Here is a 21,904-nt window from a genome sequence, read left to right on the forward strand (position 1 = left end):
GATACTTTGTATCCACGGTAGGGATAAACGAAGAACAAATACGAAAATATATAGATATGCAGGGAAAAGAAGATTTGGGGCGAACAATGAAATTGTTCGTATAGAAAGAAACCCCGGGCGTAAGCCCGGGGAGTTTCATTTATATAAAAGCCTGCCGGGCGTTACTGGGGGAAAGGCTCTTTTTACCGCAAAAAATCTTATTTTCTTAAATAATTTTTTAGAGGGGAAACAAGCCATTAAACAAAGCCAAGGGTTGCAAGAGGCTCTTGTCTAAATAAAAGCGTGTATGGGGAAAAACGGGGCCAAATGCGTTGTTCGGGAAAGCAATAAAAGACCCCCGGTCTCAAGCCGGGTCTTTTATTATATTGGTTTGGTTGAATTTCGTTTTAAAGAAACCGGTTCCGGGTGAATGGTTACAAAGGTTTCCGGGCCGAAACGTTTTAAAAGCGGCTTTTCCATTTGTTCGGTAATGGCGTGGGCTTGGGCCAGGGTCAGCTCGTCCGCCAGGTACACATGCATTTCAATGGCGCAGCGGCTGCCTATTTTGCGTGTTTTAATATCATGTGCCCCTTGCACGCCGGGAATATTTTTGCAGAGCAGGGCAATTTCTTTTTCCGCTTGTTCTCCCAGACTTTGTTCTAATAATTCGCTGACGGCGTCTTTAAAAATCTGCCAGGCGGCCTGAAAAATAAAAAAGCTTACCACAATGGCGGCCAGCGGGTCCAGCACCGTCCATTTATTGCCTAAAAAATAAGCGCCGGAAATACCTAACAGCGTACCGATGGAGGACATCGCGTCCGAACGGTGGTGCCAGGCATTGGCTTCCAACAGGCGGCTGTCCGTTAGTTTGGCCGCGCGCAGGGTGCAGCGGTACAGCCACTCCTTTACAATAATGGAAATCCCCGCCATAATGAGCGCGATGGCGTGCGGACGGGCGATGGACACCCCTTCCGTTAAGCTCAGTATGGATAATAGCCCGTTATATAAAATCTTGGCCCCTACGGCGCCTAATGCCAAGGCGATAAGCAGGGTGGCCAAGGTTTCAAAACGGCCGTGCCCGTAGGCGTGGTCTTTATCGGCCGGGCGGCCCGAAAGGCGCACGCTGGCCAGCGCAACAATGTCTGTCAGTGAGTCTGATAGCGAGTGCACCGCGTCCGCCACCATGGCGGCGCTGCAGCCCACTATGCCGGCTAAAAATTTGAATGCGCACAGCACGGTATTAATAATTAATCCTTGTATGGTTACCGCATTGGCTTTTTGAGTTCGTTGGGAAGCATGAGTCATAATATTTCTATTCTATCATTTTGAAAGTAAACATTTTTTATTACAAAGCGTGTTTATTTTTGCTATAAAGTATAAATATGAAATCTATTAAGGCAGAGGGGCGCGCCAAATGCCCCAACCATTGTGAAGAATTTGACGTGGAGTATTGGTCCCTTGTCCGGGCGGACCAAGACCCTGATTTAAAAACGGCGGCCCTGGGAGGGGAGCTGAATTTAGTTTGCTGCCCGGAATGCAAGACTTTTTTTCATCATGACGGAAATTTAATTTATTTGGACGCTCCCAACGAGCTGATGATTTTTGTCTTTCCCCATACGGATAAAGACAAAGAAGCCGCCTTGGCCGCCAAGATGAAAGAAGATTACCAAACCATTAAGCAGGCTCTTTCCAAAACCATGCATTTGGATTATCCGCCGTTTTACGTCTTTGGCTTGGACGGTTTAAAACAAGTGCTGGAGCAAGAAGAAAAAACGCTTTTTGAATCGGAAGTGGTGGCTGCCGCGGCCGCGGCGGCGGGTTGCAGTATTGTGCGCCTAAAACCCGGTTACGCGCGGGAAAAACGCTTTCCGTTATATGTACCGGCCCCTATGGAAGAAAGCGCCAACGGTTATGCTTTGGCCGCCCATAAAGTAATCAAACAAGGCCTGCAAAGCCTGTTGTTGCAAAACTTTTTAGACCAAATGAGCCAGGAGGGAGCTTCCCTGCCTGTTTTAGCATGAGTAAAGATACAGTGTCTATTCCCAGAAAGCACAAAGAGGTGTTGCTTGCCATTGGCGCTTATGCCCAAAAATTGGGCACAAAGGCGTGGCTGGTGGGCGGCGCCGTGCGGGATTTTTATTTAAAAAAAGAAACCTTGGATATAGACATTACTTTTGAGGGCAATGTGGAGCCGCTTGCCAATTTATGCCTGCGCCGCTGGGGTGGAACTAAACATAAATTTACCCAATTCGGCACCTATCGGGTAGAACTGGAAAGCGGATTAAAGCTGGATTTGGTGCGTGCGCGCAAAGAAATTTATCCTCGCCCGGCCGCTCTGCCGGTGGTGGAGCCTTCTGTTATTAAGGACGATTTATTCCGCCGGGATTTTACCGTTAACGCCTGGGCTGTTAGTATTTGGCCACAGGATTTTGCCTCTTCTTTTGACCCTTTTTCCGCTAGGCAGGATATAGACGCCGGTTTGGTGCGCGTTTTGCATGACAAAAGTTTTTTGGATGACCCCACCCGCCTTTTCCGCGCGCTTCGTTTTGCGGGGCGTTTTGGGTGGGAGTTGGCTCCCAAAACTAAGAAATTATTTAAAGAAGCCGTTAGCCAACAGTACCCGCTTTTGCTTACCCGGGAAAGAGTAAGCCGGGAGTTTATTAAAATTTTAGAAGAGCATAAGCCTCAGCCTATTTTTGCCTTGCTTAAACAATACGGTTTGCTGGACTTTATTTACCCCGGCCTGGCTTGGACGGACAAACTGCTGAAAGCCAAAACCATGCCGGAACGTTTAGGGGTTTTGGTATGTTCCATGGATAAGAGCGGTGCGGCGTTTTTAAAATCCCTTCGTTTACCTAAAGAGTTAACGCAGCAATTGCAAACCTTACTGGAAGTGTTTGAAGCGCAGCGGGCTCCGTTGTCTGCGCTTACGCCGCTGCAAAAAAACGTTTTGCGCATTCTTTACCCGCAGTTGCCCCCGTTTGCGTTGGAAAGTTGTTTTGTGAGAGGAAATGATTTAAAGAACCGCGGTTTTTGCGGCAGTAACATCTCTTCGGCCTTGGAATATTGCTGTTCTCTGCAGTGGCGGGGGGAAGTGTCCAGCGCGCAGGAAGCGCTGGATAAAGCCGAAAAATTGCCCAAAAAATAACGCCCTTTACCGTTTGCTTTAATAAAAAAGCCATAAACCGTTTTGGTTTATGGCTTTTTGGTATGGGGTCAAATTATTCTGTTTCGTCTGATAAATGGCGGGATAAAAAACGGGCCAGCGTTTCTCTTTCAATGGCGGAAGAGCGGGGCATATATCCTACTGAAAATGTAATTCTGTTTCCACTGTGTATGCGCAAGGTTTGCAAGGAAGCATGAATTTCTAAACTGCGGCGTATATCGTCACTGGGTCGTACGGACAGCAAACGCTTGCTTTCCCCTTCCTGACACCAAAGCGCATATATGCCCGGCTGGCTAAGGGCCTGGCTGTAATGGGTAACAGGCTTTAATAGGCTATGAATTTCTGGTAACGTTTTTAGCGGCATACTTTGGCATGCCCCCTTGTCCCACTGCGAATATTTAGTAAATATATTTAGTTTTTTAAACGAAGTCAAGTGTTTTTTTGCTTTAGTTGAAACCGCGCATTAACAAGAGCCTTCTTTTAATCCCGCCAAAAGGCTTTTGTTGCCAAAACAGCCGTGCAAGAGGGGGTATAAATTAGTAGAATTACCTATATATGGAAATCATTTTATATATACCCATTTTATTCTTTTCCATTGTTCTGCATGAGTTTGCCCACGGCTTAGTGGCATACCGCATGGGGGACGACACCGCCTATCTTAGCGGCCGCCTTACTTTAAACCCCATTGCCCATGTGGATATAATAGGCACGCTGGCCGTACCTTTGTTTTGTTACATTTTTAGCATGCCGCTTTTTGGCTGGGCCAAGCCGGTGCCGGTTAATCCGCTGCGTCTGCCTTCGCCTAAACGGGATATGGGTAAAGTAGCCGCCGCCGGGCCGGCTGTTAATTTGTTGTTGGCTTTGGCGCTGGTAATCGTGATGAAGATTTTAGTTCTGTGGAGTGGGCAAACGCCAAAGGCCGGGGTGGAACAGGCTTTTGTGTTTTTGCAATACGGGGTGATGATTAATGTGTTGCTGGCCGTATTTAATTTAATACCTATCCCGCCGTTGGACGGGGGCAATATTGTAACGGCCTTGCTTCCGCCGCGCGCCTCCATGCGTTACCAACTGTTTTTTGGGCGCTACGGTATGTATATTGTGCTGGCTTTAATTTTGACGGGAGGGGTAAAGTATTTCTTGCTTCCGCCCACTTATTTTATTTTAAATTTATTTAATAAGTTCTTAGCTTTATAGAGGTGTTTGGTGTTATGACAAACAATAAAATCGTTGTTTCCGGTATGAGGCCTACAGGCCGGCTCCATTTAGGCAATTATCATGGGGCGTTAAAAAACTGGGTGGCGTTGCAAAAAGATTATCGCTGTTTTTTCTTCGTGGCGGACTTGCACGCCCTTACCACCGCCTATGACCATACCCAAAGTTTGGCCCACAACGGCGAAGACATGCTGATAGACTGGCTGACCGCCGGCTTAGACCCCAAACAAGCCACTATTTTTATCCAGTCTGACGTGCCGGAAGTAAGCGAATTAAACACCCTACTAGGGATGATTACCCCCTTGGGTTGGCTGCTAAGAAACCCCACCTATAAAGACCAAATACAGGAACTGTTGGCGCGTAAATACGCCGGGCAGTTGGCCGGGGACGAAAACACCCCGCTGGCGGAACGCGTAAAGGGGCTTACGGACGAGGATATATCCTCCTTTGGCTTTTTAGGCTACCCGGTGTTGATGGCGGTGGATATTTTGATACACCGCGCGGAATTTGTGCCCGTAGGGCAGGACCAAACCGCCCATTTGGAAATAGCGCGCGATATCGCCCGCCGCTTTAAAGACATTTACGGGGAAGAAGTTTTTGTGGAGCCCAAGCCGTTGTTTACCTCGGTGGCTAAAGTGCCGGGGCTGGACGGGCATAAAATGTCCAAATCTTATCACAACACCATTGAACTGGGGGAAGACGTAGACAGCGTACGCAAAAAAGTAATGTCTATGTATACGGACCCGAATAAGAAAAAAGCCAATGATCCCGCCAACCCGGACGGGTGCGTGGTATACGCTTTTCATAAAATATACAATCCCAACCACCAAACGCGCTGTGCGCAGTGCAAAGAGGGCGCCTTGGGCTGCGTGGCATGCAAGAAAGAATTGTTCGCGTTAATGGAGCCGGAACTTTCGGCTTTTAACGAGCGGCGTAAAATTTTTGAGGCGGACAAAGCCCAGCTGGCCCAAATTGTGGCCCAGGGGAAAGAAGCCGCCCGCGCCTCTGCCGCGCCGGTATTGTTGGCGGCTAAAAAAGCCATGCGGATTATAAAATGATAAACCCGGCTCCTATCAACGTACACATTAATGTCTTTGAAGGCCCGATGGACCTGCTTTTGCATCTCATCAAAAAAGACAATTTGGACGTGTGCGACGTAAACATTGCGGAAATAACCAAACAATATTTGGATTATTTAAACGTAATGAAGGAGCTTAATTTAGAAGTGGCGGGCGAGTTTTTGGTTATGGCCAGCACGCTGATGCAAATCAAAGCCAAAACGTTGCTTCCCAGCCAGGCCCCCACTACGGAGGACGAAGGCCCCAACCCGGCCAAAGAATTAATCGCCAAGCTGGTGGAATACCAAAAGTATAAAGAAGCCAGCAAGTTTTTGGAACAAAAACATGAGGAATTAAAAGACCGGTTTTACCGTTCCGCCCCTATTTTTGACGATGGTGAAAAAATAATCAACTTGCAAATGTTTGATTTGCTTGCCGCCGTAAAACGCGCTTTTGACCGTTTGGACGAGCGCAAACGGGTGGAAATGCTGAAGATAGAGGAGTTTCCTATTGAAAGCAAAATGGAGAAGGTCATTTCCCTGCTTACCCGCCGGGAGTGGATACTGCTGGATGACATTTTTGTGGGTGAAACCAAAAAGCGGGGCATTATCACTTGTTTCATGGCGGTATTGGAACTGATGAAAATTAAAAAATTATTGGCCCGCCAAGACGCACGCGGCGGTGATATACGCATTTATTTAAATCCGGAAAATAAAGACAAAGATTTTAAAACCCTTATGCACGGGGAGGCTGCTTAATTATGCAAACGCAGGAAAGCCAAAACCAGACCCAGTTGGTGGAAACTACTGAGGACGCAAAAAAAATTATAGAAACCCTTTTGTTTATTACGGACAGGCCGGTAAAAGCGTCCCGCCTGGCGGACGTGGTGGAAACGCTCTCCACGGCCCAAGTGCTTGATATTATTAAAGAACTTACCCAGGAATACGCCCAACAAGGCCGCGCCGTGCAAATCGTGGAGGCGGCCGGCGGCTATCAAATGGCAACCAAGCCGGAATATGGGCGCTGGGTGCGCAAGCTGTATAATGAAAAAATGACCACCAAACTTTCCAACGCGGCGTTGGAAACGCTGGCCATTATCGCCTATAAGCAGCCCATTACCCGCGCGGAAATGGAAGCCATACGCGGGGTGGACGTGGCCGGCCCGCTGGAACGCCTGCTGGAACGCGGTTTGGTACGCGTGGTGGGTAAAAAGGACACCGTGGGCCGCCCGATGGTATATGGAACCACAGATGAATTTTTAAGAATGTTTGGCTTAAACAAAGTGTCTGAACTGCCGGACCTGCAAGTTTTTGCCGCCAAGTCTTTGCATGAAAAACAGGCGGATTTGCCTTTTGAGGAAGCGCTTCCCCCGTTGGGTGAGCCGGCTGTTATCCCCTTGGAAGATTTGGACGATGCCGAAAAGTTGGAAGTGTTGGACGGCGGGGCGGACCCTTTCTTTACCCGCGCCTCTTATAACAAGACGGACGTAAACCAAGCCGGGCTGCCCGGCATGGAAGCGCCTGCCGCCGAGCAGGAAGAAGCGGCTCCGCAAATGCCGTCTGATTTACCGCAGCAGGCCCCGGTGCAAGAGCAGGCCGCTTTGCCGGTGGACGCCCCGGCGCAGGAAACGCTTAGCCAAAAAGAATTGGAACAACAGCTTACAGAACAGGCTTTAGAAATAGAAAACCGGCAGAAAGAACAAGCCGCCGTTCCCGGCGACGCAGAGGAGGATAACTAAGTTATGAATATTGTTATGGCCGCCAGCGAGGCGTTCCCGTTTTGCAAAACGGGAGGATTGGCAGATGTGGTGGGCGCGCTAAGCCAGCAGCTGGGTATGCGCAAAGGCAATAAAGTTATTTTATTTCTGCCCCATTACCGCAATATTACGCGCGTGTCTTCTTTAAAAGTGGTGCCCGGGGTGTATTTAATCCCGATAGGGGACCGTATAGAACAAGTTACTTTGTCTTATATTAACTGGGGTTCCGTTATTGTGTTTTTTATCGGAAACCGCAAATATTTTGACCGTCCCGAGCTGTACAGAACCAAAAACGGGGAATATCCGGATAATGACGAACGTTTTATTCTGTTCTGCCGCGCCGTGTTGGAAGGCTGCAAATTTGTGGGTTTCCGCCCGGATATTATCCATTGCCATGACTGGCAAACCGGCCTTATCCCGGCCTATTTAAAAACGGTATATAAACTGGACGCTTTTTACACCCGCACCCGCAGTTTATTTACCATTCATAATATTGCTTACCAAGGGCATTATCCGTATTCCACGTATGAGAAAGCGGGTTTCCACCCGGTGGATTATACCCCTGAAAAATTTGAATATTACGGCGGCATGAGCTTTTTAAAAAGCGGGTTGGTGTTTGCCGATAACATTAACACCGTCAGCCCGACCTATGCCAAAGAAGTGCAAAATGATCCTTCTAAGGGTTTTGGGCTGGAAGGCGTTCTGCGTCACCGCAGCAATCACTTTTGCGGTATTGTAAACGGCATTGATACCGAAATTTGGGATCCGGAAACCGACCCTATCTTGCCCGTAGGGTACGATTGTTTTGATTTTCCGCGTGGGAAAACCGCCTGCAAAATGCTTTTATTGCAGGAGTGCGGTTTAGAGCAAAACCCGGATAAACCGGTAGTGGGTATCGTATCGCGTTTGGATTATCAAAAAGGGTTGGACACGGTGGTAAACGTGATAGAACGCTACAAAGGCCGCGTATTGTTTACCGTACTGGGCGCGGGGGACCCCCGTTTGGAAAAAGCCTATCAAGCTTTGGCGCGCAATAATCCAACCAGTGTGGCTTACCGGGGAAAGCTGGATGAGGAACTGGCCCATAAAATTTATGCCGGGGCGGATTTATTTTTAATGCCGTCTCGTTTTGAGCCGTGCGGCTTAAGCCAGATGATTGCCATGAAATACGGCACGCTGCCCATGGTTACGCAAGTAGGCGGTTTGGCCGACACGGTAACCGGATTTCCCGCTTCCAACGCTACCGGGTTTTTTATTAACACCTTGAGCGAGAACGGCATCGTTTCCACCTTGGAAACCGCTTTGCAGGTATATGCGGACAAACCGGCTTGGACCAAACTGGTTAAAAACGCCATGATGGCCGATAATTCTTGGGACAAATCCGCCCAGGAATACATAGATTTGTATAAAAGAACAGTAAATTAGGAGAAATTCTTCTATGAAAAAATGGGTATTAGTTTTATTTGTTTGTGTTTTTGCTTTTAGCGCACAGGCTAAAACAGCCAAGAATTTGATATGGGTAATCGGGGACGGGATGGGTCCGTCCGCCATGGGTTTTTTTATGGAGGCCATACGCAACAGCCATAACCCGGCTTACCCGGATAAACAATCCTATTTGGAAAAATTTATCAACGCCTCAGACGTGGGTTTGTATTTTAACAACACGCACGTAAGCATTGTTACGGACTCGGCCGGCTCCGCCACGCAAATGTCCACGGGGCAGTTTTCCTTGCCGGATTACATCGGGCAGGATTATTCCGGCCTAGACGTAAAAAATATTATGGAAGAGGCGCAGGCGCGCGGTTTGTCCGTAGGCGTTATTTCCGACGCGTATGTAACGGACGCCACCCCCGCCGGCTTTTTATCCCACGTGCGCAGCCGCAAACAAAAGTATGATATCGCGCGGCAGATGATAGACTCCGGCGCGGACGTTATTTTGGGCGGCGGGCTTAAGTATTTTTCCAAGGGGGAAAATAAAAAGTTATTAAAAGAAGCCAAAAAGAAAGGCTACACCATTGTTAAAAATAAAAAACAGCTGGCTAGCGCCAAAGGGAAAAAACTGTTAGGTTTATTTGCCGATGAGGCCATGCCTTTTTATATAGAAAAAGATTTAAACCCCAACGTGCCCACGTTAAAAGACATGGCCCAAGCCGCGCTGCGTGTTCTTTCCCAAAATGAAAAAGGCTTTGTGTTAATGGTGGAAGCCGGTAAAATTGATTGGGCCTTGCATGAAAACGACGGCGGCGCTTCTTATTATGAAATGCTGGGGTTGGATGAAACCCTTCCTGTTTTAACCGCGTTTGCCGATAAGAACGAAGACACCCTTATTTACTTAAACGCGGATCACGAAACCGGCGTTCCCGCGTTTTCCTACCGCCATTTGGATGAAGACCAAGTAAAGCATAAGAACGCCCAAGGGGAAATGCTTTACGGCGGAAATACGGATTATATTGATTATAAAGAATTTGATAATTTAGCCAAACAAAACCGTGTGTTGTTTTACGTGAATGAAGATTTTAAAAAGCTTCCTAAAGAAAAACAAACCCCGGCCGCCATGCAGGCTATGATGGACAAAGCCTTAGGGTATCATATAGATTTGTCTTCTTTACAAGACCCTACGGATTACGAGGCCGTCAAACAGCGTATTAACCAGGCAAAAGGGCTTAGCTGGAATACGGGGGCCCACACTTCCGGTATGTTGATAGGAGTGGCGTACGGCGGGTATGACGGGTTTACCGGCGTATATCACAATACCCAGCTGAAAGACAAAATGAGCCGGGCCTTAGGGTGGACGCAGCTCCCCTCCGAAGAAGATGAGGACTAATCTATGGATGATTTTTTAGAGCCCCAAAGACGCAAATCCAAACACGTTTTCCGTTTGTACCGCCGGGTGTTTACGCTTACCTTTGCGGTGGCGGTGCTGTTGCAGATTGTCAGCTTTACGCAGTTGCAGCTAAAGGATTATTTTACCCGCTTGGACGGCGAGTTTAAGGTTATTTTAACGGTGGACCCGGAAGTAAAAACCGAAGACCTGACCCAAATAGGGGAAAGCCTAAGCGCTAAGGAAGATATTTTGGAAGTAAAATTATTCTCCCCGGCGGATGCGTTGGCCGCTTTGCAAAAAAAGAATCCCCAGCTTACAGAAGCGCTTTTACTAATGGGCAGAAATAAAATGCCGGCCTATTTTGAGCTGAGGCTAAACTACAAAGCCGTTAACAATATCGGTCCGTTTGTGGATAACTTGGCGGCGGAATACCAAGGCTTGTCCCCCAAGTACAGCCCACAGCACGCGCGCACTATTTTTTTGGTGGGGCTTTGCCTGCGTATTGTGAATATGGCTATGGTGTTTTCGCTTTTACTGTTGGTGTTTTTTATGTTTTTGGTGGAAGCGTATCCTTCCGTTTCGCGTCATATGGGGGCGGGGGTATTTTCCGGGTTGCTGGCGGCGGGGGCGTCTTTGGTGTTTATAGCGGCGTTGGTGTATCCGTCGGGGTATTTGCTGCCCGCGTTAAACGCGTTTACGTCCGTGGGTAGACAAGTCGCTTTATTTATTTTATGCGGTTTATTAGGCTGGACGTTGACTAAATGGCAAAAATTCTAACTCTTTTTATCTTTTTACTTTGGGCGCCTTGCTTGTTTTCCAATGAAGCGGAGGACAAGCGCAAGGAGCTTGAGCGTTTAAAAAGCCAGGCCGCCCAAAAAGAGAACGAGTTAAAAAAATACCGTGCGGAGGAACAAAAAATCGCGCGGGAAATTTCCGATTTAGATAAAAAACGCCGCGAGGCCGAACGCAAAAAAAACCAGGTGGAGGCGGATATTTCCTATATAGAACAAACGCTTCTTTCCACCGCGGACAAGCTGGCCGTTTTAGAAAAAAGCATGCCCATGTGGCAGCGTGCCGTATTGGATGAACTGGACGAATACTATTTTACCCCCCGTTGTTACGAATGCCCGGAAGGGTACAGCCTGGAAGAGGAAATTTTTGTGGACCGCATGATCACCCACAAAGCCGCTTTTACCACCGCCATGACGGAAGAACAAAAACAAACCGGCAAAAAGATTTCCACCTATGAGCAAAAAAACAAGCAGCTCCAAGCGCGCAGTTCCAAACTGGAAGAGGAGCGCGAAGTCATTTCCACCAATTTCCGCAAGAAAAAAACCGCGCTGGACGTTACCAAACGCAAAGTGGAAGAAGTGCGCAAAGAAATTAACGAACTGAACCGTTCCGCCGAAGAACTGAATGATTTGCTTGCCCAGTTTGAACGTTCCCGCAAAGAGAAAGCCGCCAAGGAAACCGCCTCCCAGCAAAAAACCGGAGGAGCCAAAAAAGCGGCTTCCGGCGGACCCACGATAGACGTTCCTCCCAATTCTCTGCCGTGGCCGGTGGAGGGGAAAGTATTAAGTAAATTTGGCAAAGAATACCGGGCGGATTTGAATACATGGATTTTCCGCGAAGGGATTAAAGTAGCGGCCGCGCGCGGCCAGTCCGTCCGCGCGGCGGAAAGCGGCAGCGTCATTTATGCCGGGCCGTTCCGTTCTTATGGGAATGTGGTCATTTTAGACCATGGAAAAGGTTTCTTCTCTATTTACGGGTTTTTGCTGGAGATACAGGTATCCGTGGGGGACAAACTGCCTCGCCAAGGGGTATTGGGCACGGCCGGGCCGGATACGCAAACCTCTTCCGGCACGGGCCGCTATGCGGTATATTTTGAAATCCGCCAAGGTACGGAAGCAGTGGATCCTTTAAAATGGTTAAAATAAATTTAATGAGGTATTTATGAGAAATAAAAAAGTCAGCGCGTGGGCGATAGCCGCCGCAACATTATTTTTTATAGGGACGCTTTTCCCGTACGCTTATGCGGCGGCGGACGGCGGTTTGCGTAAAATACGCACGTTTGTGGACGTGTTGGAATACGTCAAAGAAAATTATGTGGAAAATACGGATACGGATAAGCTGATTACCGGGGCCATAAAAGGGGTGATTGGCGAGTTGGACGACTTTTCCCAATATTTAGAACCCAAAGATTACAAAGCGTTAAAGAACGATACCCGGGGCGATTTCGGCGGGGTAGGCATCCGCCTGCACATGGTGGACGGATATGTAACGGTTTCAAGCCCCATGCCGGGCACCCCCGCTTTTAAGGCGGGTATCATGCCGGGGGACCGTATCTTGTTTGTAGATGACAAAGATATTTCCGATATGCGTCTGGACGAAGCCGTGGATTTAATGCGCGGCGAAGTGGGCACTAAAGTAAAACTTACCATTTACCGCAAAGACTCCAAAACCGGCGAATATACCACTAAGCTGGACGTTACCTTAAAACGCCAAAAAATCGTGCCGGAAGTGGTTTACCACCGTATGCTGCCGGACCATATTGGCTATATATATGTAGTGGATTTTTCCGGCCACACCATGGAAGCGCTGAACGAAGCCCTGAAAGATTTGCAAAAACAGGGCATGAAGTCTTTGGTGTTGGATTTGCGCTTTAACCCCGGCGGTTTATTAAACGGGGCGGTGGATATGGCCAAACTGTTCATGGGGCAAGAACAAATGATTGTGTACACCAAAGGCCGCAAGCAGGAGTTCTACCAAGAATTTAAAACAGATAAGAAAGCCCCATATGCGAACATACCCATGGTGGTGTTGGTAAACCAAGGTTCGGCCAGCGCCAGTGAAATCGTATCCGGCGCTTTGCAGGATAATAAACGCGCCGTTGTCGCGGGCCAGCGCACTTTTGGAAAAGCCAGCGTACAGCAGGTGTTGCCGCTTTCCGGCGGGGCGGGTTTGCGTTTGACTATTGCCAAATATTATACGCCGTCCGGGCGGCTCATCCAACGGGATTACCGGGATAAATCCAAAGAAAACGAAGGCGGCATTTTCCCGGATATTGAAGTGGTGGTGGACCCGGAAGAAGAAATAAAAGTGTTTATGCAGTATAATAACGTAATATATACCCCCGGTAAAAAACCGGTTATGCCGGAATTTACGGAAAAAGACCCGGTGCTGGATAAAGCCGTAGCTTATTTAAAAGGGGATCTTACCTTGGAGCAGGCCAAGCAAGAGGCCCAGGCCGCTAAAGAAAAAAAGGAAGCGGCAAAATCCTCCTCCGGTAAAACAGCCAAAATAAAAAAAGAGACAGAAAAAACAGGGGATACCGCTCCCGCACAAAAACAAAAGGACGAAAAACAAAATAAAGAAAAATCCGCCGGAAATAAAAGCAAATAAACAGGCTTGAGATGAAAGACGATTTTACTATTTTAGGTATAGAATCCACGTGTGACGAAACCTCCGCCGCCGTATTGCGCGGGGGAAAGGAGTTGTTGTCCAACGTGGTGTATTCCCAAATTGACGAGCATAAAAAATACCACGGCGTCGTACCGGAGCTGGCTAGCCGGGCGCACGCGGCCAAAATAGCGGCCGTTATAGAAACGGCGTTGGGAAATTATAAAATAGACTGCGTGGCCTTTGCCAGCGGGCCGGGGCTGCCCGGCGGGCTGATGGTGGGGCGTGTGGCGGCGGAAACGCTGGCCGCGTTTAAAGGAGTGCCGCTGATTGGGGTAAACCATTTGGAAGGGCACCTGTTTGCTTGTGAATTTGAGGAAAACCGCGTTTGCCGCCCGCTGGAGTTTCCGTTGGTGGCGTTGGTGGTGTCCGGCGGGAATACGGAACTTTTATATGTAAAAGATTACGGTGTATATAAAGAGCTTGGCCGCACGCGCGATGATGCCGCCGGTGAAGCGTTTGATAAAGTGGCCAAACTGTTAGGGCTGCCCTATCCGGGCGGGCCGCAAGTTTCCAAACAGGCATTGGCGGGTAATAAAGACGCGGTGCATTTTCCGCGTCCGCTGCTGCCCGGCACGTGGGATTTTTCTTTCAGCGGGATAAAAACCGCCGTCAGCTATTATCTGCGGGACCATAAAAACGTAAGCGTGCCGGATGTGTGCGCCTCGTTTGAAACGGCGGTGGTGGAAACTTTAGTTACCAAAACCATTAAAGCTGCGCTAAAATATAAAGTAAAACAAATTGCGGTAGGCGGCGGCGTGGCGGGCAATACGCTGCTTAGACAGATAATGGAAGAAAAGGGCAAAGAAGCCGGTTTAACGGTGCGGTTTGTGGAACGGAAATTATCGTCGGACAATGCCGCCATGATAGCCCTTGCCGCCTATAAAAAGTTGGAGCGCGCACAGTCCGCCGGCAAAGAGCCTGAGTGGAATATAAATATTAATCCCAACATGAAAGTGCGCACCTGGAGATAATTTATGATTATTTGGGTCATGCCGGATTCCGGCTCCCGTACCAAAGAAGATTATGCCCGTTTAAGCGCTTTGTTTCAAAAAGAATACCCGGGCGTGGATATTACCGTGCGCGTTTTTACGCGCAATATATTGTGGCGTAAAATTTTTACTATTAAAAACCCCACCCCTGAAGAGGAAATACCGGATGTAATCCAAATTCCGCATTATTGGACGGCTTTGTTAACCCGCGCCGGCGTGGCGGAAAATCTTTCCAAGCTGGACCCGGGGCTATCCTTAAATAATGCCTTGTTTCCGCTTAAGCCGCATTGTTATTTGCCGGGTACCAAAGATATTTATTCTTATCCTTGGTGGTTCGACATGAGCGCCCTGCATTACCGCGGGGACCATTTAAAACTTGTTTCCTCCAACCCGGAAGAAGATCTCTCCACTTGGGAGGGCCTGCTGCGTATTTGTGAAGCGTTAAAACAAAATTTTAAAGATAACCCGGGGTATTACCCCATGCAAAACAGCGACTGGCGCGGCTCCCTTTCCGTGCGCAGCGCTTTATGCGCCATTTGGGACAGAGGGACGGACTTAATCACCCCGGATTTTAAACAAAGTTTGGTACATACGGAACAGTTTAAAGCCGGTATAAAAGACTACGTAACCCTGGCTTTAAAAAATTATATGCCTATTCTGCGTGAGCGCGGCAGCCTGGGTACCATGATTTCCGGCAAGGCAAGTATTTTGATGTCCCGCAAACAAGGGGTAGCCAGTTTTGACACTAAGCGCGGCGTACGCGTAAAAACGGTGCCGGTGCCCACTACGGGGAGTGTATATTATTCTTACTTGTCCGGCATGAATTTAATGATTAACGTGCTGTCTAAAGAAAAAGAGAACGCCTTGGCCTTTATCAAATGGTGCGCCCGGGCGGACAACCAAATCCGCTACGCGGGCATGATGGAAGTTTTTCCGGCGTTTGAGGATTCTTTTGAACAATTTATTTTTTCTTCCGCCCGCCGTTTGCAGACATACGGCAGTATTTTAGCGTCCGCCAAAACACTGCCTAACATAACGGTAACGGGTACGGTGATTGAAATTTTAAATAAAATTTTAGCCGTCAGCGCTACGCAAATAGTGGAAGAACGTTTCACCATGGCCAGTTTGGACCGGGAGCTGGATAACGCTTCCAAAGAAATTGATTATTTGCTTTCCTTATATGAGGGGTAACATATGTTTGACAAAGAATCTTATACCCTATATAAATTTCATAAACAGCTAAACCAGTCCTTCCAAAACAAAAGGGAGCTGCTGGAGTGCGCCCTTCCGGCTTTGCGCAATTTGTTTAAGCTGGACCGGGTGTACTTTTTTGATTGGCAGCAAGAAAGGGCCCTGTTATCGCTTAAAATGATGTGCAAGCAGGAATACTGTATGGATATGCAGGAAGACATATCCGTTATTAATGAGCCTATGTTTTTAAAGACCTTGCTGCGGGAAGGTTTTGTTATCAGTACGGATTTAAGCTACCCCGCCGCCTATGTGTTGGTGCGCTGGCAGCGCCCGGCGGTGTCTATCAGCGGGGAATCGTTCAAAACCTATATGGAAGAGCGGGTAGGGGTAATACGCATGGAACGTTTCCGAAAGAACCGTGTGTTTACCTCCCAAGAGGAAAAACTGATTAAAGCCTTGGCGGAAGAAATTTCCCACAATTTGCGCAATACGGAAATTGACCAGGCCAAAAACCAGCGGCTGGCGGTTTCTACGGCTTTAAACCAGTTGGCCACTATTTTTGCCTCTTCCTTACGCTTAAACGACGGTTTGGAGCTGATTTTAAAAGGGGTGCAAAAGTATTTCCGTTTTGACCGCGTGCGTCTGTATTTGACTAATTACGACGGCACTAAAATAAAATCCATTTTGGGGGCGGATATTTCCGGCCAGGTAACCGTGCAGGATGAAACGGCTTTAAAAGAGGGGGAAAAGGAACTGCTGCGTGAAGTGTTTGATTCCCCAAACACTTATACTTCCCGCAGAAGCGTTATTTACATTCCGCTTAAAGTGCAGAGAAACAAAGTGGGTTTTTTGACGTTTGATAATTTGCTTTCCCGCCGGAAAATCGGTTATTTGGATTTTATTTCTTTAAAACAGTTTTCCACGCAGATTGCTTTGTCTATTGATAACGCCATGTTGTTTGAACGCGTGCAGGAACTGTCCAATTACGACGAACTGACCAAACTTCCCGTGCGCCGCTTTTTTAATGAAAAATTTGCCGAAGAGCTGTACCGTTCCAAACGTTTTGATTTAATTATGTCTTTAATCATCTTGGATATTGATTTATTCAAACAGATTAACGACGGCTACGGCCACCAAATAGGGGACTGGGCCTTAAAAGAAGTGGCGCGCGTAATACGCACCAGTTTAAGACAGACGGACTTTCCTTGCCGCTTCGGCGGGGATGAAATGATTATTATGCTTCCGCGCACGAACGGCGAGGAAGCCAAAATCATTGCCAAACGGTTGCAGGAACGTATCCGCGCCATTACCATTCCCAGCCGCTATACGGAGGGGAAAGAGGTGCATTTAAGCATCAGCCAAGGCATATCCGTTTTCCCTATGGACGGGAAGGACGAATCCTCTTTATTGGAAAAAGCGGATAAAGCTTTGTACGCCGTAAAACAAGCCGGGCGCGGCTCTTTTGCGCTATACCGCGATGTGGCTGGCGCGGAAGAATAACCCCAGCCCCATTTAGGGAGTATAAAACAGTTGACAAGAGCTCCAAAAGTTGCAAAAATTTATAAGAGCAGGCACGACGCGTATTTTTATATATAATATATTGTATGCGTTGGGCCGGCACGTCGTATTTTATGTAGCAGTACACCGCAACAGATTTGGGATATATTCAATTAAATAATAGCCGGTTTAAGGTTATGGAAAATTGCACAATGAACACGATTATAAATAAAAATATGTGGAAATTTTTACTTGGTAAAGTGGCTTTTTGGGCGGCTTTGCCTTTGTTTTTTGTATTAACGGCCTCTCCCGTGTTTGGCCAAGCCCAGGCAGACGTAAAATTTGCCGGTGTGTTTTATCAAGATGGGTCTACGGATACAACAGACCAATACTGCGGGTGGGATGCAAATACCTTTTCTGGCAATTTGCAGAAGGATCCATCTAACCGCAGTTTTGTAAGCACAAATATTAACAATTCCAACGGCTCCACGTATGCCGATCCGTGGGAAAATTCCGCCTTAATTGAATATGACCAGCCTTATCCCAGCCCTACGGCGGCAAATAACTACCCCAACCAATGCTTGGGTTTGTGCATGACGGTATATTGCGCCAACAAACCGTTGGCCATGAGTACGTATTCCATTGCGTTTCCTTTGCAAACCATCAAATTTGATATTGTTAAGTACGAAAACGGCAAAAATATTGCCAGTTCCAGCGATACGCCGCCTATCCGCACTTTAACCATGTATCCTGGCGCCGGTGACAGCGGCACGGTGCAGGCAGAACATTATATTTGCGGTTCTTACCATTGTTATGATGCTGCTAACGGTACCACTTGTCCGTCCGCTTTATATTATTGTAACGGACAGAGCTCAACCAGTTGGTGTGTGGCGGAGGGCGCTGCCAGCGGGCCTTCTCAATGCGGTACTGCGACAGCAGATCCTTCTTGTTTCCATTTCACCACACAGAACTGTGATAACAATAATCCACAAAAGTGTTGCACCACTCAGTATGGCGGCACCACTGGGGCTACAAACTGTGTGATTTTTGATAATAACGGGAAAGAGTATGGCAGCCCGATGTCTTTCTGCGCCGGCTGGGACGGTTCTTTTGAAATCGGCGGTGAATTTGGCAAAATGAACGGCCAGTACGGTTTCCGCGCTACGGTACAGAGTGATGTGCCCGGCGATAACATAACCGTAGACAAAATTACCATTGATTCTTCTATTCCTTACCCGGGTGAAAACCAAATCCCCATACAGGTGGACGTAACCAACGTGCACACCGTGCGCAGCACGCCTACCGTAGTGGGTGATATTACCTCGGTTTCCGCCCAGCCGTACACGTTGGCTTATCGGTTAAGTAAAGATTCTGACGTTCGCATAGCCATTTATGATGCGTCTACTTCTTCTGACAGTTCTTATACCGGCACGGCTAATCCGGGGAATTTAAATACCGCTAACTTGCGCCGTCTGTTGGTGAATTGGCAGCCCCGCTTAGGTGAGGGGATGAAGGGCCAGTCCACCGATAAAATGTTGGTTGAGTTTGACTCTTGGGACGGGCGCGATGACAACGGCCAATTGCTGCCGGCTGGTAACTATATCGTATCCATCCAGGCTAAATCTCAAGATGAATGGCCGGGGATTGACTTCTCCCGCGCGGTAACCCGCCAGCTGTCTTTGGACCCGTTAAAACTGACGGACGTGGTGGTTTCCGGCTTAAATAAACAGGCCACGGCTTATGCCACCATTAAATATGTACCTACGGAAGCCTCTAAAGTATATTTCCAGGTGTACTCGCCCGGTACGGAGTTTTCTTCTACCGAAATTTCTCCCACGGGTACGGCCACCGGCCCCACCATTGAGGGCAATACAGGCTTCTTGCTGTATTCTTCCGTGGAAGAACGCGGTTCCCGCGCTACTTATACCACCAAGTGGGATGGTACTTGTACCAATACGGACGTGTGCCCTGTAAGCGGCACGCCTACCCCCATCCCGGCGTTGGACAATAAACAATTTTTCTATGGCGCCCCGCTGCCGGATGGCAACTATGTATATGTGTTGTGGGCGGAAATTCCGTACCAGGCTTCTTACACCAATGCGGCCGGCGTTACGTTTGATGCCGTCAAGACAGCGACCTATACAATAGGTACCATGCCGGTGGAGCGCGGGCTGGTGGATATTACCATACAGCCGGTCAGCTATTCCACGGTAGGTTCCAGCCCCACGGCTTATGGGTTGGATCCGTTCGTGTTCAAATACATTTTATCGCGTGACGCGGTAGCCGTAGCCAGCGTGCAGAACTCTGCCGGCGTAACGGTTAAAATGCTCACGCCGGAAGAAGGCGCGTCCTCCGTATCCCAGCAGATTAATACCTTGAGTTGGGACGGGCGCGACGATGACGGCCGTATGGTGGGCCCGGGCACCTATGTGTTTGCGGTAACTTCCAAAGACGCCATGTTCCCGGAAGTACAAACCACGGCAACGGCTGTATTCCCGGTAGACTTGTACCACGTGGTAGATGTAGGCACCACCGATGTATATGGTGACAGCGAAGCCAAAGCCACCATCAGTTATTACCTGTCCAAAGCTATGAACGTTCAAGTGAACATTTATAATAAGGACGTGGTAATCCCGGTGGAAAATACATTGGTGAACGGGGAAACCTCTGCTACTACTGTAACCGGTCCTACCACATCATATGTGCCTTCCGCTACGGTGGGTACCACGTATGACACCAAAACGGATTTCGAAAACAACATTACCACGGTAACCACTACGGAAAATGTAGTTGCCTTGGCTACGCAGGATGAATTAAATGCCCAGTGCCCCGGTATTACCGACCCGGACGAGCTGGCTACCTGCTATGCTGAACACAAATATAAGGTACAAACTACCGTTACTACCACCCAAAGCGTAATGTCCAACTGGCCTCCGCGCGTGTGCGACCAGACCGATACGGACATTATGACCAACGGGTATGTGGATCCCGCCAAAGTGGCTACGACCGGTAAAAAGTGTATTTATGTGAACGATACGTCGTTTACCAATTATCCGGCCAACCAAAACTATACGGCGTTGGATGTTCGTTTGCAGCCTATTAAAACGTTTGATGCCAGCTCCACCCGCCCGGGTGAAGGGGCCCGCATTGTGGAAGAATGGGATGCGCTGTACTTCTATAATCCGTCTTCTCAGCAGTGTCAAGGGGCTACAGATGTAAAAGCCTGTGCTTATGAAATGGTGCCGGACGGACAGTATCCGTTCTATATATCTGCCCGCTCTAACGAGCCCGTATCCTTATACTATGCAGACCGGGCCTATACTACGGCGGCGGACGGTACGGAGTTTGATTATGCCGTCAGCGCTCCGTTTATGACTAAAGCGGACGTACAGCAGGTAGACTATATCTATTCTACGGAAAAACCGAATTCCCGCATCAACGTAACCCGCGGGCCGGTATTCTTCCTGGAAGGTTCCACTGCGGTGTATCCGAACCAGCCCCAGCTGTTCAACACCTCCAGCGGTACGGTATTTGTTCCTCCGTATGAAATCAACTTTGCGGTGTCCCGCGCGGCCACGGTGGACGTGCAGATTGTTGCGCTGAAACCCAATGTGTGCACCACTTCCGCCACGGACGGCGGCACCAAAAATAACGCGGTGGGTGATGTTTGCAAACATTTAGCCACTACCACCATTATTAATACGGGTAATTTTGACGCCAATGCCATCCGCAAAGTGTATTGGGACGGTACGGACGATAACGGCTATTATGTGAAGTCTGACATTTATGAAGTGCGCTTAATCGCCAAAAACTATCCGGATGCCAATTTGTATCAGGAAACGGTCAAGAGTTTAACGCTCAACGCGGAACTGCTTAAAGTGTTTGACTTGGCCGAGGTAGACGGCTATGCCCAGTCCGTACGTAACCAGATTGTGCCGATTAGCTACCAGATTTCCGTGCCGATGAAAGTGGCCATACAAATCTTTAAGCCCGGCACCACCATTTACGATTACCAAAAAGGTACTTTGCGCAACCCCACCACGGGTAAAGAAGTGCAGGATATCCGCGAAGTATTGGTACGCGCCATTGTGGGTATCCGCCCGTCCACCACGCTTATTACCGAAGAGTGGGACGGCCGCGATTATGCCCAGCAGGAAGTGCCGGACGGCACCTATCCGTTCCGCTTCGTAACGGCCACTAACTCGGCCGATATTGACAGTATTACCGGTGAAATTTTACCGGGTGATGATACTTCTTTAGACGCGGCGGATTGGAAAGTAAATTACGTGGCGGACGCTTACCAGTATCAGATGCTGCATAAAGCCACCATTGCCGTAGGTGACGGGCGCTTTGTGTGCGAAGATTGGGAGAAGACGGTGTTCTTCTATCCGAACCCGCTGCGCCAAGCCTATGGTACCTTGGAAGTTACCAAGATGCCGGTGCCTGGTACCATGTCTATCAAGTTGTATACCTTAGCGGGTACTCTGATACGTGACAGCGGCTATACCTGCGTGGACGCTAATAACTATACCACCACCATGGGGCAGACTTTATCGTTCAGCCCGGATAATAATATCAGTGGTACCGCCTTGGCGGATGACTCTATCCCCAATGTGCGTAACGCGGCATTGCGCTGCGTGTGGGATAAAACCAACCAACACGGCAAGCAAGTAGCCCGTGGCGTATACTTTGGCTTGGTGGACTTTAAGGCCCAAAACGGGCGTGAACATTGCCAAAAAGTGGTAAAGATCTTAATCCCGTAAGGTAGAA

At 48.5% G+C, this 21,904-nt stretch carries 18 protein-coding genes; 16 read left to right on the forward strand and 2 right to left on the reverse strand.

Going from position 1 to position 21,904, the window contains the following annotated elements; all coding sequences use genetic code 11:
* Positions 1–274, forward strand: a 274-nt coding sequence (locus tag ACQY33_RS05840; protein ID WP_428074852.1) for a hypothetical protein, incomplete at its 5' end; no start/stop codon positions are given.
* An 86-nt stretch (positions 275–360) separates the two neighbouring features.
* Here the strand turns inward: ACQY33_RS05840 and ACQY33_RS05845 are convergent.
* A complete protein-coding gene (locus tag ACQY33_RS05845) occupies positions 361–1,284 on the reverse strand; it encodes a cation diffusion facilitator family transporter (RefSeq protein WP_428074854.1) in 924 nt (307 codons plus the stop codon).
* A gap of 77 nt (positions 1,285–1,361) precedes the next feature.
* On the opposite strand from ACQY33_RS05845, the gene ACQY33_RS05850 reads away from it, so the two are divergent.
* Positions 1,362–2,000, forward strand: coding sequence for a CpXC domain-containing protein (locus ACQY33_RS05850; protein ID WP_428074856.1), 639 nt, complete (start codon positions 1,362–1,364; stop codon positions 1,998–2,000).
* Entirely contained in the window at positions 1,997–3,127 is a 1,131-nt protein-coding gene (locus tag ACQY33_RS05855) for a CCA tRNA nucleotidyltransferase (protein WP_428074858.1), read from the forward strand. The genes ACQY33_RS05850 and ACQY33_RS05855 overlap by 4 nt, the downstream gene beginning before the upstream one ends.
* A gap of 73 nt (positions 3,128–3,200) precedes the next feature.
* Here the strand turns inward: ACQY33_RS05855 and ACQY33_RS05860 are convergent, their stop codons facing one another.
* Entirely contained in the window at positions 3,201–3,509 is a 309-nt protein-coding gene (locus ACQY33_RS05860; protein ID WP_428074860.1) for a hypothetical protein, read from the reverse strand.
* A gap of 191 nt (positions 3,510–3,700) precedes the next feature.
* On the opposite strand from ACQY33_RS05860, the gene ACQY33_RS05865 reads away from it, so the two are divergent.
* The 13 genes from ACQY33_RS05865 (at position 3,701) to ACQY33_RS05925 (ending at position 21,897) form a co-directional block, all read left to right on the forward strand.
* Entirely contained in the window at positions 3,701–4,339 is a 639-nt protein-coding gene (locus ACQY33_RS05865) for a site-2 protease family protein (RefSeq protein WP_428074862.1), read from the forward strand.
* Positions 4,340–4,383: 44 nt separating this feature from the next.
* On the forward strand, positions 4,384–5,415 hold the full coding sequence (gene trpS / locus ACQY33_RS05870) for a tryptophan--tRNA ligase (RefSeq protein ID WP_428074864.1): 1,032 nt from the start codon (positions 4,384–4,386) through the stop codon (positions 5,413–5,415).
* Positions 5,412–6,173: a segregation and condensation protein A gene (locus ACQY33_RS05875; RefSeq protein ID WP_428074866.1), complete on the forward strand. Its 762-nt coding sequence runs from the start codon at positions 5,412–5,414 to the stop codon at positions 6,171–6,173. The genes trpS and ACQY33_RS05875 overlap by 4 nt, the downstream gene beginning before the upstream one ends.
* Before the next feature lie 2 nt (positions 6,174–6,175).
* On the forward strand, positions 6,176–7,153 hold the full coding sequence (gene scpB / locus ACQY33_RS05880) for an SMC-Scp complex subunit ScpB (protein WP_428074868.1): 978 nt from the start codon (positions 6,176–6,178) through the stop codon (positions 7,151–7,153).
* Positions 7,154–7,156: 3 nt separating this feature from the next.
* On the forward strand, positions 7,157–8,596 hold the full coding sequence (locus ACQY33_RS05885; protein WP_428074870.1) for a glycogen synthase: 1,440 nt from the start codon (positions 7,157–7,159) through the stop codon (positions 8,594–8,596).
* Positions 8,597–8,609: 13 nt separating this feature from the next.
* Positions 8,610–9,995: an alkaline phosphatase gene (locus tag ACQY33_RS05890; protein ID WP_428074872.1), complete on the forward strand. Its 1,386-nt coding sequence runs from the start codon at positions 8,610–8,612 to the stop codon at positions 9,993–9,995.
* A gap of 3 nt (positions 9,996–9,998) precedes the next feature.
* Positions 9,999–10,772 carry a permease-like cell division protein FtsX gene (locus tag ACQY33_RS05895; RefSeq protein WP_428074874.1) on the forward strand — a complete coding sequence of 258 codons (774 nt, stop codon included), beginning with the start codon at positions 9,999–10,001 and terminating at the stop codon, positions 10,770–10,772.
* Positions 10,757–11,932 carry a murein hydrolase activator EnvC family protein gene (locus tag ACQY33_RS05900; protein WP_428074876.1) on the forward strand — a complete coding sequence of 392 codons (1,176 nt, stop codon included), beginning with the start codon at positions 10,757–10,759 and terminating at the stop codon, positions 11,930–11,932. The genes ACQY33_RS05895 and ACQY33_RS05900 overlap by 16 nt, the downstream gene beginning before the upstream one ends.
* Before the next feature lie 16 nt (positions 11,933–11,948).
* Positions 11,949–13,397 (forward strand): S41 family peptidase, encoded by a 1,449-nt coding sequence (locus ACQY33_RS05905; protein ID WP_428074878.1) that lies wholly within the window; start codon positions 11,949–11,951, stop codon positions 13,395–13,397.
* Between the two features lie 11 nt (positions 13,398–13,408).
* Positions 13,409–14,428 carry a tRNA (adenosine(37)-N6)-threonylcarbamoyltransferase complex transferase subunit TsaD gene (gene tsaD, locus ACQY33_RS05910; protein ID WP_428074880.1) on the forward strand — a complete coding sequence of 340 codons (1,020 nt, stop codon included), beginning with the start codon at positions 13,409–13,411 and terminating at the stop codon, positions 14,426–14,428.
* Between the two features lie 3 nt (positions 14,429–14,431).
* Positions 14,432–15,637: an extracellular solute-binding protein gene (locus ACQY33_RS05915; RefSeq protein ID WP_428074882.1), complete on the forward strand. Its 1,206-nt coding sequence runs from the start codon at positions 14,432–14,434 to the stop codon at positions 15,635–15,637.
* 3 nt (positions 15,638–15,640) lie between these two features.
* A complete protein-coding gene (locus ACQY33_RS05920; RefSeq protein WP_428074884.1) occupies positions 15,641–17,137 on the forward strand; it encodes a sensor domain-containing diguanylate cyclase in 1,497 nt (498 codons plus the stop codon).
* Positions 17,138–17,346: 209 nt separating this feature from the next.
* Positions 17,347–21,897, forward strand: coding sequence for a FlgD immunoglobulin-like domain containing protein (locus ACQY33_RS05925; RefSeq protein ID WP_428074886.1), 4,551 nt, complete (start codon positions 17,347–17,349; stop codon positions 21,895–21,897).
* Positions 21,898–21,904 lie beyond the last annotated feature (7 nt).

This window comes from Candidatus Avelusimicrobium aviculae (assembly GCF_949292495.1).
Lineage (GTDB): Bacteria > Elusimicrobiota > Elusimicrobia > Elusimicrobiales > Elusimicrobiaceae > Avelusimicrobium > Avelusimicrobium aviculae.